We start from the raw sequence: 13,659 nt of genomic DNA, 5'->3' as shown, positions 1-13,659 counted from the left end.
GCGAGGGGACCGTGATGGTTGGAGACGAAGACAGCATCGCTGCCGTGTTGAATCGGTTGCGCCGGGCACAAGGACAGCTGGCGGGCGTGATCTCGATGATAGAGCAGGGCCGCGACTGCAAGGACGTGGTCACGCAGCTCGCCGCCGTGTCGCGCGCGCTCGATCGCGCCGGATTCAAAATCGTGGCCACGGGCATGCGCGAATGCACAACCGGAAAAGCCGCAAAGGGCAAGAAGCCGTTGACGGAAGACGAGCTGGAGAAGCTCTTCCTCGCGTTGGCCTGACCCAGTCGATTCTTTGGCGCAGCCACCGCATGGCTGCATTTTGAGAAACCACCAGTAGCGCCCTGAGCTGGGCAAAGTATCTCCATTTGTCTATTCCTATACCATACTGGGTAGGGTATATAACGTACCGATTCGCGCTCGGGGCTGGGCGGGGGAGCCCTGGCGCGAAACCGACGACACGAGGCGGAAGAGAACACACCGATGTTGACCTTCTTGAAACGAACATGGGTGCCGATCGTGGTCGTGGTGGCGGTTGCCGTCGGTGGTGTCGCCGTCGCACGGCTGCGCAGCGTCTTCGGCTCCGACGCGATCTTCACGGCGACCGGAAGTAGCGCCGAACCGCTTGAGCCTTCGTATGTCAAGCGGGTGACCTATGAGGTGTACGGACCCAGCGACACGGCGGGAAGCGTGAGTTACCTCGATAAGAAGGCTCAGCCGGAATGGGCGAATTTCACCGGCTTGCCCTGGACAGTGACGGTCACCACGACGGTGCCGGCGGTAATCGCAAGCGTGGTGGCACAGGGCAATAGCGATAGCATCGGGTGCCGCATTACGGTCAACGGCGAGGTCAAAGACGAGAAATCCTCGGCCGGACGCGACGCGCAAGCCTCCTGTTTGGTGAAAGCCGCATGAGCACCGATCGCGATGCCCGTCCGAAATTCATGCGGTTTGTCCGCAGGTTCGCGGTGCCGATCCTCATAGCTTGGCTGCTGTTGACCGTTGCCCTGAACGTGCTTGTGCCGCCGATCGAATCGGTAGCGCGCAACCACGCGGTGACGATGTCGCCACAAGATGCGCCGGCGATGATCGCTGCGAAACGGATCGGCGCAACCTTTCACGAATCCGATTCCGACAGCACCGCGATGATCGTCGTGGAAAGCGACAAGCCTCTCGCAGATGAGGCGCACCGCTATTACGACGGATTGGTGAACAAACTGCTGGCCGACCCCAGGCACGTGCAGCACGTGCACAACGTGTGGGGAGACCCGCTCACCGCCGCCGGCGTGCAGAGCCGGGACGGCAAAGCCGCTTACGTCCAACTCAATTTGGCCGGCAACCAGGGCAGCACCCAGGGCAACGAGTCCGTCAAAGCCGTGCGCGAGACCGTCGACAAGTCAGCACCGCCCGACGGGATCAAGGTCTACGTGACGGGTCCGGCACCGCTCACCACCGACATGAATGAGGCCGCCGACAAGAGCATGCTCAAAATGATGGGTGTGACGGGCCTGGTCATCATGATCATGCTGTTCATTGCCTATCGTTCGGTCAGCACAGTGCTGCTGGTCCTCGTCATGGTCGGTTTCGAAATGGGCACGGCCAGAGGGCTTATCGCGCTACTCGGCAACTACGGGCTGTTGGGCTTCTCGACGTTCGTCGTCGCGATGTTGTCCTCGCTGGCGATCGCAGCGGGAACCGACTATGCGATATTTCTGATCGGTCGCTATCAGGAGGCCCGCCAAGCCGGTCAGGATCGAGAGACCGCTTACTACACGATGTTTCGCGGGACCTTTCACATCATCTTGGGCTCGGGGTTGACGATCGCCGGCGCCACCTTCTGCCTCCACCTGGCGCGACTGTCGTACTTCAAGGCGTTGGGGATTCCGTCGGCTCTGGGATTGCTCGTGGTGGTCGCGGGTGCGCTCACCGCGGCCCCGGCCGTGGTCGCGGTCGCGACTCGATTCGGTTTGCTCGACCCGAGACGGATGATCAAGACGCGTGGGTGGCGGCGCATTGGGACCGCGACGGTCCGCTGGCCAGGCCCCGTGTTCGCCGCCTCGCTGATCATCGCGATCGTTGGCATCCTGATCATGCCGAGCATGAAGGTCAGCTATAACGACCGCTTCTATATACCCGGCACGCTGCCATCGAACGTCGGATATGCCGCCGCAGAGCGCCATTTCAGCGCCGCCACCATGAATCCCGATGTCCTGATGGTCGAGGGCGACCACGACATGCGGAACAGCGGCGACATGATCATTTTGGACAGAATTGCCAACGATGTCTTTCGCTCCCCGGGGATCGCGATGGTGCAAAGCATTACCCGACCGTTGGGTGGCCCGATTGAGCACACGTCGATACCGTTCCAGATCAGTGCCCAGTCGATCCCGATCCAGCAGAACCTCCAATTCATGAGGGACCGCACGGCCGACATGCTCACGATGAGCGACGACCTCGGCGCGATGGTCGGCTCGATGGAGCGGATGCAGGGTTTGCTCGGGCAGATGAGCAGCACGACGCACCACATGGTCGGCGACATGGGCGAGATGCAAGCCACGCTGAACGAGATGCGCGACCATCTGGCGGATTTCGACGACTTCGCAAGACCGTTCCGCAGCTACTTATATTGGGAACAACACTGTTTCAACATCCCCGTGTGCTGGGCGTCGAGGTCGGTGTTCGAGGCGATCGATGGTGTGGACAAGTTCAGCGAGACCATGAGCGCGCTGATCAAGGACATGGGCAACGTCGACGCGATCATGCCCCAGATGCTCGCCCAGTTCCCACCGATCATCGCGGTCGCGAAATCGATGCAAGCGACCCTGCTCACCATGCACAGCAGCTTCTCGGGTCTGGTCACGCAAATGGCTCAGATGACCGATACCGCCAGCGCGATGGGTCAGGCCTTCGACGCATCTCGCAGTGGCGACTACTTCTACCTGCCGCCGGAAGCGTTCCAGAATCCTGACTTCCAGCGGGGCCTGCGGCTTTTCCTGTCACCGGACGGCAAGGCCGCGCGCTTCATCATCACTCATGACGCCGACCCGGCCACCCCGGCAGGCATTTCTGCGGTCAAGCCGGAACTGGCCGCCGCGCATCAAGCGGTGAAGGGCACGGCCCTGACCGATGCCAAGTTCTACCTCGCCGGGACGGCGGCTATCTACCGTGACATCCAGTCGGGTTCCTCCTACGATCTGTTGATCGTCGGAATCGCCGCTCTGACACTAATTTTCGCGGTCATGGTGATCATCACCCGGGCGCTGGTCGCGTCTCTGGTGATCGTCGGTACGGTGCTGTTGTCGCTGGGCGCGGCCTTCGGCCTCTCGGTCTTGGTGTGGCAGCATCTCTTAGGCCTGGATTTGAACTGGATCGCGCCCGTGTTCGGGTTGATCATCCTGCTCGCGGTCGGCTCCGACTACAACCTGCTGCTGGTGTCCCGCTTTCAAGAGGAGATCGGAGCCGGGCTGAAAACCGGCATTGTTCGCTCGATGGGCGAGACGGGTGGGGTGGTCACCTCGGCGGGCCTGGTCTTCGCCTTCACCATGATGTCAATGGCTGCCAGCGATCTGAGCTCTATTGGACAGGCCGGCACCACAATTGGTCTGGGTCTGCTGTTCGACACCCTGATCGTGCGCTCGCTCATGACGCCGTCCATCGCGGCATTGCTGGGACGCTGGTTTTGGTGGCCGATCCGCGTGCGTCCGCGACCCGCCAGCTCGATGCTGCGGCCTTTCGGGCCGCGCCGGCTGGTTCGCTCCCTTCTATTGGGCGAGGAGGTGGCCGCGGTCAAGCGTCCTTTTGGTTCGCAGACGTTTGCGGCGCCGGCGATGGCGGGCGCTATTGGGGCCGATGGTCCCTACCGGGCGGCGGCAGATATGGGACATCATTCGAATCATGACGGATGAATCTGAATTGGCGGCTCCTCGCGCCACCACGGCCGGGCAGCCCGCTGTTGCCGAATCGCGCGACCGGCCGAGCCGGCTAGGTCAAGCCGCCGCCTGGGTGGTCATCGTCGCCGGAATCGTGTTCGTCGTTGCGGTGATCTTCTTCTCGGGACTTATGTTGGGCTGGTCTTCGGGTCATGGGCATGGTTGGGATCGAGATGGTTGGCCGGGTGGCCGCATGCATCCCGGCATGACCGGGTGCCCAATGATGGGCACCGGCGGCATGATGAGCCCCGGTGGCATGATGAGCCCAGCAGGCCCCAGCCCGTCCCAGACGCCAGGGCCGTCGATTCCGCCGCGCCCGTAATGCGGCGGCGGTAACCTTCGGGAATACCCCAGCGGGTATGGGAATTGTAGAGTATATGAGCGATCACAATCACTATCACGCAGTGTTGGACGACCTGAATCCGCAACACCGCGCGCTGCGCAAGATGATCCCGGATGTGTACCGGGGATTTGGCGAAATGAGCAAGGCGGCGCTGACTTCCGGTGCTTTGGATACCAAGACGAAGGAACTCATTGCGTTGGCAATCGGGGTGGTGGCGGAGTGTGACGGCTGCATCGCCTCGCACGCGCAGGGAGCCGTTCGTGCCGGAGCTTCCAAAGCGGAAGCCGCAGAGGCTATTGGCGTGAGCATTCTCATGCACGGCGGACCGGCGACGATCTACGGCGCACGTGCGTATGACGCGTTCTGCGAATTCATCGATGCGCAGACGGTGAACTGAAGTCGGCTCAGGCGCTGGCGAATGTCGGGGGCCTGGTGGCGTTCGGGTCGGGATTGGCGATCGGCAGGCCCATGAAACGCCGCGCATTGTCGCCCATGAAGTCGTAGGTGCGCCTTTGGTCCATGTCGTCGGCGTACTTCCAGAAACCCTTCGGCTCGGCCAGGCCTTCGGGATGCGGGTAGTCCGAGCCGAACAGCACCCGGTCCCAGCCCACCGTGTCGACGACATCGGCCACGCTTCCCTCCCAGAACGGGCTGACCCAGACGTTGCGCCGGAACACCTCATGCGGGTGCTCGGGGAAATTCTGCGGCATCTTGCGCTGCAGGTCGTCGAAGTCAGCGAACAGCGGGAAGATCCACGAGCTGCCGTTCTCGACGCTGGCGATGCGCAGCTTGGGGAATCGGGTCAGCGTGCCGTGACAAATCAGGCTGGTGATCATGTCGGCGATCTCACGGTGGCCCAATGTCATCCAGCGAAATGCGCTCTGCGCCATGAAGTTCTGCGTGTGTGGCGGTTCCCACTTGGCGACGTAGTCGTCTAACGGTGGGTAGCTGGCGTGCAGCACGATCGGCAGCCCGGCGGCCTGGACGTCACGCCAGAAGGGATCGAACTCGGGCAGCGCCGGTGAGCGCCAGCCGTGAATCCCGTTCACCGGCCCCGGTTTGACCAACGCGGCACGAACGCCGTTGTCCAGCAAGTACTCCAGTTCGCGCTGGGCTGCCTCGACTTCGGACAGATTGATGATCGGCGTGGAGAACAACCGGTTTTGGTAGTTGTACGTCCAGTGTTCGAGCATCCACTGGTTCAATGCGTGGATGATCGCGAGCGTCAACTCGGGATCGTCGGCCGACGAGTGCTCGACCAGGCTGGCCAGCGTGGGGTAGTTGAGGGCCTCGACGACGCCCTGTCGGTCGAGTTCGGCGATCCGGTCGTCGGGATTGCGGGTCGCGGCGGGCGCCGCGATCGCCGGTCCCTGCATCTCGCGCAGCGTGAGACCGTCGGCGTTCTGTCCGGCGAAGAACTTTTCGTGCGCGCCCGGTGCCGCGACACGTTCGAACGTCGGGTTCGGGATGAAGTCAGTGACCTTGTTGTTGATGACGATTCGGGTCTGACGCCCGATCTGGGCGAACTGAACGGCCCGCGCGTAGCGCTCCGGAAGATACTTCGTCAACGATTCCGGAGTTTCGTACATGTGTTGATCGGCGTCGAAAATCGGCGCCTGGGTGAACTGAGCCATCGAATCGTCCCCCGTCAGGTCGTCAGGATGGTCGCCGCGGCGGTGCCGGGAGCGCCGTACAACTGGGTGAAACCCACCTTCGGATTCCCGGGCACCTGGCGGTCGCCCGCTTCACCGCGGAGTTGGCGGACGATTTCGTGGATCTGTCGTAGCCCGGAGGCGCCGATAGGCTCGCCGTTGGCGATCAGCCCGCCGTCGGTGTTGACCGGCATCGGGCCACTGATCTCGGTGGCGCCGTCGGCCAGCAGCTTTTCCTGGTCGCCGTGCTCGCAGAACCCGCACTCGGCCAGGTGGATGATCTCGGCGCCGGCGTCGGTGTCCTGCAACTGGATCACGTCGACATCGCCGGGTGCCACGGCGGCCTTCTCGAACGCGGCGCGGGCCGCGTAAACCGTTGGTGCGACGTCTTCTTCGACTGGCGCGCAGGTGGTGTTGACCTCGTATGCGCCGTAGCGGCGGGTGCGGACTTCCACGGCCTTCAGGTACACGGGCTTGGAGGTATAGCGGTGGGCGACGTCGGCCCGACACATCACCGCCGCGGCGGCGCCTTCGTCCGGTGCGCAGAACATATATTGGGTCAGCGGATAATTGAGCATCGTCGAGTTGAGGATGTCCTCTTCGGAGATCGGCTTACGGCGAAACGCATTGGGGTTCAAGGCTCCATTGCGGAAGTTCTTGGCCGCGACCTTGGCCAGCGTCTGCTGGGAGATGTGATGTTCGTGCAGATAGCGATTGGCCTTCATGCCGAAGAACTGGGTGGTCAGATATTGCCCGTTCTGGGCATACCAGCTCGGCATGCCCACCAGTGCCGGGTCTTCGGTGAAGGCCCCGCGCGGGTGCTTGTCCAAGCCGATCGCGATGCCGATGTCGTAGTCGCCCAACCGGATTCCGTCGGCGCAGACCTTGACCGCGCTGGCCGCTGTCGCGCACGCGTTGAACACGTTGGTGAACGGGATGCCGGTGAGCCCGACCATGCCGACGATCGCGTCCGGATTGGCGACGGTCCAGCTGCCGCCGGTGGCGAATTGGACATCCTGCCAGGCGATGCCGGCGTCGGCGACCGCGGCGAGGATGGCGTCTACCCCCATCTGCATCGCCGACTTGCCCTCGAATCGGCCGAACGGGTGCAGGCCCACTCCGATGATCGCCACGTCATTCGTCATGCAATGGCTCCTGCGTTCTTGAGTTCCTCGATGCGGTCCCAATCCATCCCGATCTCCATCAAAACGATCTCGGTGTGCTCGGAGGCCTGCGGCGCCCGGGTGGTTTCCAGTGGTTCGTGGTTGAACTGGACGGGCCCGCGGACGACCTTGAACGGCGCTCCGCCGGCTGCGACTTCCACCTCGGCGATCATGTCGTTGGCGATCGCCTGCTCGTCGTTGGCAAGGTCGAGCAGGCTCTGGAACGGCGCCCACTGGCCCTTCATCGTCTTCAGGTGCTGGCGCCAGTACTCGAAGGGCTTGGCGGCGAAAGCTTTCGCGATCAATTCGGCGGCCGCGCTGGCGTTCTGAATCAACGGGAGAACCTCAGAGAAGCGCTCATCGTCGGCGGCCTCGGGGATGCCGAGGTGCTCGAACGTGTCACGGATAAGGCCCGTCGGACTGATGATGCACAGGTTGATCGTGCCGCCATCGGATGTTTCGTAGTTGCCCATGAACGGATTCACCGACATCGCGCCGGCGGAACCGGGCATGGGTGTGCGCATGACCTCTCCGGTCTCCATGCCCTGCGTCATGCTGGCGCCGGCGGCCCACCACGCCGTGCTCAACAGCGACACGTCCAGTTCGACCGCCTCACCGGTGCGTTCGCGATGCAGTAGCGCAGCCGAGATACCGCCGGCGATGAACATGCCTCCGATGGAATCGCCGAACGCTGGGATGCCTTGTCCCAGTGCGCCTCCCAGCTCCTCTGGAGTCAGCGCGTAGCCGATACCGCTGCGCGTCCAGAACGCCGTTCCGTCGTAGCCACCGACGTTGCGCTCGGCACCCTTATCGCCGTAGGCCGAACCCCGGGCATAGACGATGTTCGGGTTGACCGCGCGAATGTGCTCGAGGTCGAACTTGTGCTGTTGTCGCTGAGACGGCTTGTAGTTGGTCAGAAAAACATCGGAGGTCTTGGCCAGCTCGTAGATCACTTCCTGGCCACCGGGTGTGGACACGTCGATCCCGACGCTGCGCTTGCCTCGGTTGGGATGCTCCATCAGCGGATGCCGTTCGGGGTTGACCTGAATGCCTCCCATGTTGAGGAAGCCACGCTGCGTATCGCCCCGTAGCGGGTGCTCAACCTTGATCACGTCCGCGCCCCAGTCAGCGAGGATCGCTCCCGCCGCCGGGACGAAGGTGAACTGCGCAACCTCGAGGACACGAATGCCCTGCATTACCTTGACCATTTCTCCCACCACTCCGTCGTCGTCAGGCCGTACGTTCTTAACCGCGGACGCTACTTGGCGTCGAACGTCACGGGAAGCGCCGTCGGCGATCGGAAAGGCTGGCCGTGGATGTGCGGGTCGTCGTCGGTGAGTACCTTGAAGTTGGTCAACCGGCTCAGTAGGCATTCGACGGCTACCCGCGTCTCCAGCCGCGCCAGGTGCAGACCCAGGCAGGTGTGCTCGCCGGCGGCAAACGAGATGTGCGGGATGGCCTTACGGAAGATGTCGAATTCTTCGGCCCGCTCCCAGCGCGTTTCGTCGCGATTGGCCGAGCCGATGCACACTCCGATCACCGCGCGCGCCGGAATCGTCACGCCTTCCAGTTCGGTGTCCTCGGTAGTGAACCGCTGTACGGTGGTCAGCGGTGTTTCGTAGCGCAGGCCTTCCTCGATCGCCTGGCCGATCAGCGCGTGGTCGGCTTGTACCGCGGTGAACTGTTCGGGATGGGTGAGCAACAGATACAGCAGGTTTCCCGAGGACCGGTACGTGGTTTCCAGTCCGGCGGGCAGCAGCAGCCGCAGGAACGAATAGATGGCCTCGTCGCTTAGCTTTTCGCCGTCGATCTCGGCGGTGACCAGATCGCCGATGATGTCTTGGGTTGGTCTGGGGGTGGACTTGCGCAGCTCGATCTGCTCGACGAAGTAATCCTTCAGTGCCGCCGACGCCTCGAACGCCTTCTCGTAATTGACGTGGTAGCTGATCAATTGCACGGCGCGCTTACGGAACATCGGGAGGTCTTCGTCCGGTAGGCCCAGCAGCCGGGCGATGACGCGGGTGGGGAACTCGAACGTGTAGTTACGGATGAGGTCGGCGTTGCCGGTTTCGATGAATTCGTCGATCAACGCGTTGCAGATCGGCCGCACGATCGTCGGTTCCCACTGCGCGAGCGCGCGAGACTTGAACGCCGCCGACACCAAGTTCCGGTGTTCGCGATGCTTCTTGCCCTCCATCGCCAGGATGGTCGGGCCCATGAACAGGCCGATCGTTTTGTCGTAGGGCTTGGAGCTGAACACCCGCCCCTCCCGGAACACCGTGTTGACCGCGTTGAACGAGACCGCGGAGTACTCGTTCTTGGGCAGCATGGACTCGGGCGTCCTGGTGTAATCCATGACCGTCCCGCGGAAGACACCCGACTGACGCCGCCGGTGCGCGAAGTAGGGATAGGGGTCACGTAGATCGACGGTTTCCTCGCCGGTGCCGGCGTTGTGAACGTTTGTCGTCACCTAACTCTCCAGCATCTTCTTCCGTCTCAGCACGAACGGGCAGTCGTTACGTAAGATCGTACTGTAATTATTACAGTAGACAATATGGGCATAGGATCGGCAGCAGCATGAGCACACTCGATGAACGCGCTGACCGCACTGTCGATCAGCAGCGGGCGGATCTGGGCGCGATCCTGGCCGGGCAGCGCCGAGCATTCATCGCCGACGGACCGCCGTCGCCGGCGCTGCGACGCAACCGGATCGACCGACTGATGGCCCTCGTCCTCGACAACACCGACGCGTTCGTCGACGCGATGGCCACCGATTTCGGCACCCGGTCCAAGGCGGCGACGTTGTTCACCGAGGTCATCGGGATGATATCGGTGATTGAGCACACGAGATCCCATGTTGGGCAATGGATGCGGGCGACCAAGCTGATGCGCGCGGCGGCACTGTTCGGGCTGCGCGCCGAGGTGCAGCCGTCGCCGCTGGGCGTGGTCGGCATCATCGGTCCGTGGAACTTCCCGCTCAATCTCGTGATCCTGCCCGCCGCGACCGCGTTCGCCGCCGGCAACCGAGTGATGATCAAGATGTCGGAGGTCACCTCCCACACCGCCGAATTGATGGCGGCGACCGCGCCGAACTACTTCGATTCCGATGAACTCGCCATCGTCACCGGAGGCGCGCAAGTCGCGGCGATGTTCTCGACGCTGCCGTTCGATCACCTGTTCTTCACCGGTTCGCCCTCGGTCGGCGCCTTGGTGCAACGGGCGGCCGCGCAGAATCTGGTCCCGGTGACCCTCGAGCTCGGCGGCAAGAACCCGGTCGTCGTCGCACCCGCGGCCAACATTCGTCGGTCCGCCGCCCGGATCGCGCAAGGCCGCATGGTCAACGGGGGACAGGTGTGCGTGTGCCCCGACTACGTCTTCGTCCCCGACGCACAGATCGACGCGTTCGTCGGCGTCGCTTCCGACACGCTACGCGGCATGTTCCCCGAGATCGTCGCCAACGGCGACTACTGCTCGAGTGTCAATGAGGCCAACTTCGACCGGGTCGTCGGCCTGATCGAAGACGCACGCGCCAACGGCGCTACCGTGGAAACCGTTGCGCCGGAGGGGGAGCTATTGCCCGACCGCAGCTCCCGCAAGATCGCACCCACCATTGTGCGCGACATCGACGACACGATGAAGATCGCCACCGAAGAGATCTTCGGCCCGGTCCTTGTGGTGAAGGGATATTCGCGCCTGGGCGAGGCCATCGACTACATCAATGCGCGACCCGCGCCGCTGGTGGCGTACTGGTATGGGCCCGACGACGACGATTTCCGCAACTTCGTTCGCAACACCCGCAGCGGCGGCGTCGCTCGCAATGACTTTGCCGCGCAGATGATTCCGTCGGCCGCGCCGTTCGGCGGCGTGGGCCGCAGCGGGATGGGCGCCTATCACGGCAAGGCCGGCTTCGACGCATTCAGCCACCACCGGTCGGTGGTGGGAAGCGATCTGCCGTTCAGCGTCACCGGCAGTGCCGCGCCGCCCTTCGGGAAGTCGATGCGGATGTATGCCGACGCCATGATGCGCATGACGCGGGCCCGCACCCGTCGCCGTCTCCAGGGCAGCCCGCGCGCCTAGCGCGCGTTGGGATTCAGCCTCGCGGCGTACGCCATCAGGTCGGCGTATCGGACACCCAGCAGCCGCGGCATCGCCGCCATCACCCGTCCGTCGGGTCCGATCAGGATTCGGGCGCGGTTCTTCTCGGCTCCGCGCAGGATGGCCCGAGCGGCCTTCTCCGGCGACGTCAGTGCCATCCGGCCAAAGTACTTCGCCGCCTGCTCGGGATCCTCGGTCTGCGCGGTGCGCATGTTCGTCCCAAAGTTGGTGCGAACGACGCCCGGGTGCACGCAATGCACGGTCACCGGGTGGCGCCCGATGATCATCTCCTGGCGCAGTGCCTCGGTGAATCCCCGGACCGCGAATTTCGAAGTGCTGTAAGCACCTTGGTAGGGCACCGCGATCAGGCCGAACGCGCTGGACAGGTTGACCAATCGTGCGGGCCGCTGGGTAGTTGCGGATTCGATCAGCTGCGGCAGAAAGGCTTTGGTCCCGCTGACCACGCCACCGATGTTGATCCCGACGAGCCAGTCGAAGTCCTTCCAGGACATGTCTGCCACGCTGGCGAACAGGTCGACCCCGGCGTTGTTGAACAGCATCGACGCCGGCCCGAGGTCGCGGCGGACGTCTTGCGCGTGCGCACACACCGCGTCGCGGTCGGCGACGTCGACCTGATACGTGGTGACGTGCCCGGATGGGCAGATAGCCTGTGTTTCAGCAAGATTCGCAGTGTCGATGTCGGATGCCGCCACGTGCGCCCCGTCTTGAGTGAGGGCGTAGGTCAAGGCGCGCCCGATTCCCGACCCGGCACCGGTGACGACGGCGACACGATCCCGATACCTCATGCCTGTGCCGCTTGCTCGCGGGCCCAGCGGTAATCGGCCTTGCCCGATGGGCTGCGCTCGATGACGGGGCGAAAGACGACCGCCTTGGGAAGCTTGTAGCGAGCCAGCGATTGCGCGGCGTGCGTCACCAGATCCTGGGCATCGGCGTGCGCCCCTTCGGCCAGCGCGACTACGGCGACCACCTCTTGACCCCACCGTTCGCTGGGCCGTCCCGCGACCACCACGTCGGCCACCGCGGGATGCGACGCGATCGCGGTTTCGACCTCCTCGACGAAGATCTTCTCGCCGCCGGAGTTGATCGTCACCGAATCGCGGCCCAGCAACTCGATGCTGGCGTCCTCGCGGTGGCGGGCCCGATCGCCCGGAATCGCATACCGCACACCACCGATCACCGGGAAGGTCGCGGCGGTCTTGGCCGCATCGCCCTTGTAACCGAGTGGAATGTAACCGCGTTGGGCCAGCCAACCGATTCCGTCGTGTCCCGGCGGCAGTATCGACGACAGATCCTCGGCCGCCACGAAGGCATCGGGTCCGGCGTTGAAGGTGCCGGTGGACACCGCGCCGGACGCCGACATGTGATGCATCTGCGCACCGGTCTCCGAGGATCCGACACCGTCCACCACAACGACATTCGGCAGCGCTTCGATCAAGCGCTCCTTGACATACGGCGTCAGCACGGCACCGCCGTTGGCGATCACGCCCAGCGACGACACGTCCGCTGTCCCGTTTTCCAGGCCCTTCTCCAGGGCGGCGAGCAACGGCCTGGCCATCGCGTCCCCGACCACCGTCACCACCGAGACCCGTTCGCGCTCGATCGTGCGGACCACGTCGTCGGCGTCCAAATGGTCTACGACCGAAGGGAAGACGACGGACTGCCCGGTGGTCAGGGCGGTCATCACGCTCCACTGCGCCGCGCCGTGGATCAGCGGCGGCAAGATCATCAATTTGGTTGCAGGGGCGCCGGCGGCTCGTTGCACGATCTCGTCGACCGAGCCGGCGGGTTCGCCGGTCATCAGATTGCGGCCGCCGAAAGAAGTCATGAAGATGTCGTGCTGGCGCCACAACACCCCCTTGGGCATCCCCGTGGTGCCGCCGGTGTAGAGGACGTACAGGTCGTCTGGGGAGTGCTGCACCGGCGGCGGCGTCGACGGGCTCGATCTGATGATGGTGTCGTAATCGACTGCGCCGTGCACCAAGTCGTTGCCGGAGTCGTCGGCGATCTGGATCAGCACGCGTAGCTTCGGCAGGTCGGGCAGGACCTCGGCCACCCGTGGCGCGAACGCGGCGTGGTAGACCAGCGCTGTCGCGCCCGAATCCGCGAGCAGATACTGCAGCTCGCTTTTGACGTAGCGGAAGTTGACGTTGAACGGTGCCACGCGGGCTCCGAAGGCGCCGAGCAACGACTCGACGAATTCGTTTCCGTTGTAGGCGTATAGGCCGAGCAGGTCCTGGCCGACCTCATGGCCGGCCAGCGCGGAGCGCTCGGTGTGAGCACCCAGGCCCCGGGAGTGCAGATACGACGCGAGACGGTTGGACCGCTCGATGGTCTGCGCGTAGCTGAGTCGCCGATCGCCCTGGATCAGCAGCTCGCGGTCGCCGATCGCGCCCGCGACCGCCCGGGCGACGGCGGGGACCGTGAATTGTGTTGCGGTGTCTGACATCTTTTCCT

The 13,659-nt window shown here is 63.9% G+C and carries 12 protein-coding genes; 6 read left to right on the top strand and 6 right to left on the bottom strand.

What is annotated here, in order from left to right:
• Window positions 1-14 precede the first annotated feature (14 nt).
• The 5 genes from MJO58_RS19795 (at window position 15) to MJO58_RS19775 (ending at window position 4,671) form a co-directional block, all read left to right on the top strand.
• On the top strand, window positions 15-284 hold the full coding sequence (locus tag MJO58_RS19795) for a metal-sensitive transcriptional regulator (protein ID WP_090604920.1): 270 nt from the start codon (window positions 15-17) through the stop codon (window positions 282-284).
• 201 nt (window positions 285-485) lie between these two features.
• On the top strand, window positions 486-917 hold the full coding sequence (locus MJO58_RS19790; RefSeq protein ID WP_239720697.1) for an MmpS family transport accessory protein: 432 nt from the start codon (window positions 486-488) through the stop codon (window positions 915-917).
• Window positions 914-3,907, top strand: coding sequence for an MMPL/RND family transporter (locus tag MJO58_RS19785; protein WP_239720695.1), 2,994 nt, complete (start codon window positions 914-916; stop codon window positions 3,905-3,907). Before MJO58_RS19790 ends, MJO58_RS19785 begins: the two co-directional genes overlap by 4 nt.
• Window positions 3,897-4,253, top strand: coding sequence for a hypothetical protein (locus MJO58_RS19780; protein ID WP_239720694.1), 357 nt, complete (start codon window positions 3,897-3,899; stop codon window positions 4,251-4,253). The genes MJO58_RS19785 and MJO58_RS19780 overlap by 11 nt, the downstream gene beginning before the upstream one ends.
• Before the next feature lie 55 nt (window positions 4,254-4,308).
• Complete coding sequence (locus MJO58_RS19775; protein WP_239720692.1) at window positions 4,309-4,671, top strand: carboxymuconolactone decarboxylase family protein; 363 nt, start codon at window positions 4,309-4,311, stop codon at window positions 4,669-4,671.
• A 7-nt stretch (window positions 4,672-4,678) separates the two neighbouring features.
• Here the strand turns inward: MJO58_RS19775 and MJO58_RS19770 are convergent, their stop codons facing one another.
• From MJO58_RS19770 to MJO58_RS19755, 4 genes are all read right to left on the bottom strand, one after another.
• Complete coding sequence (locus MJO58_RS19770; RefSeq protein WP_239720690.1) at window positions 4,679-5,908, bottom strand: amidohydrolase family protein; 1,230 nt, start codon at window positions 5,906-5,908, stop codon at window positions 4,679-4,681.
• Window positions 5,909-5,922: 14 nt separating this feature from the next.
• Window positions 5,923-7,071 carry a thiolase family protein gene (locus MJO58_RS19765; RefSeq protein ID WP_239720689.1) on the bottom strand — a complete coding sequence of 383 codons (1,149 nt, stop codon included), beginning with the start codon at window positions 7,069-7,071 and terminating at the stop codon, window positions 5,923-5,925.
• Complete coding sequence (locus MJO58_RS19760; protein WP_239723359.1) at window positions 7,068-8,285, bottom strand: CaiB/BaiF CoA transferase family protein; 1,218 nt, start codon at window positions 8,283-8,285, stop codon at window positions 7,068-7,070. Before MJO58_RS19760 ends, MJO58_RS19765 begins: the two co-directional genes overlap by 4 nt.
• Before the next feature lie 62 nt (window positions 8,286-8,347).
• Window positions 8,348-9,559, bottom strand: a complete 1,212-nt coding sequence (locus tag MJO58_RS19755; protein WP_239720688.1) for a cytochrome P450 — start codon at window positions 9,557-9,559, stop codon at window positions 8,348-8,350.
• A gap of 107 nt (window positions 9,560-9,666) precedes the next feature.
• Here MJO58_RS19755 and MJO58_RS19750 point away from each other — a divergent pair, with 107 nt between their 5' ends.
• Entirely contained in the window at window positions 9,667-11,166 is a 1,500-nt protein-coding gene (locus MJO58_RS19750; protein WP_259608715.1) for a coniferyl aldehyde dehydrogenase, read from the top strand.
• Here the strand turns inward: MJO58_RS19750 and MJO58_RS19745 are convergent.
• The gene (locus tag MJO58_RS19745) at window positions 11,163-11,990 is read right to left on the bottom strand and encodes an SDR family NAD(P)-dependent oxidoreductase (protein ID WP_239720687.1); all 828 of its coding nucleotides are present in this window, start codon (window positions 11,988-11,990) and stop codon (window positions 11,163-11,165) included. The two genes, MJO58_RS19750 and MJO58_RS19745, sit on opposite strands and share 4 nt — an antisense overlap.
• The gene (locus tag MJO58_RS19740) at window positions 11,987-13,651 is read right to left on the bottom strand and encodes an acyl-CoA synthetase (protein WP_239720686.1); all 1,665 of its coding nucleotides are present in this window, start codon (window positions 13,649-13,651) and stop codon (window positions 11,987-11,989) included. The genes MJO58_RS19745 and MJO58_RS19740 overlap by 4 nt, the downstream gene beginning before the upstream one ends.
• Window positions 13,652-13,659: the final 8 nt, after the last annotated feature.

It is taken from the genome of Mycobacterium lentiflavum, from assembly GCF_022374895.2.
Classification (GTDB): Bacteria; Actinomycetota; Actinomycetes; order Mycobacteriales; family Mycobacteriaceae; genus Mycobacterium; species Mycobacterium lentiflavum.
This window is presented reverse-complemented; position numbering and strand designations above follow the sequence as displayed.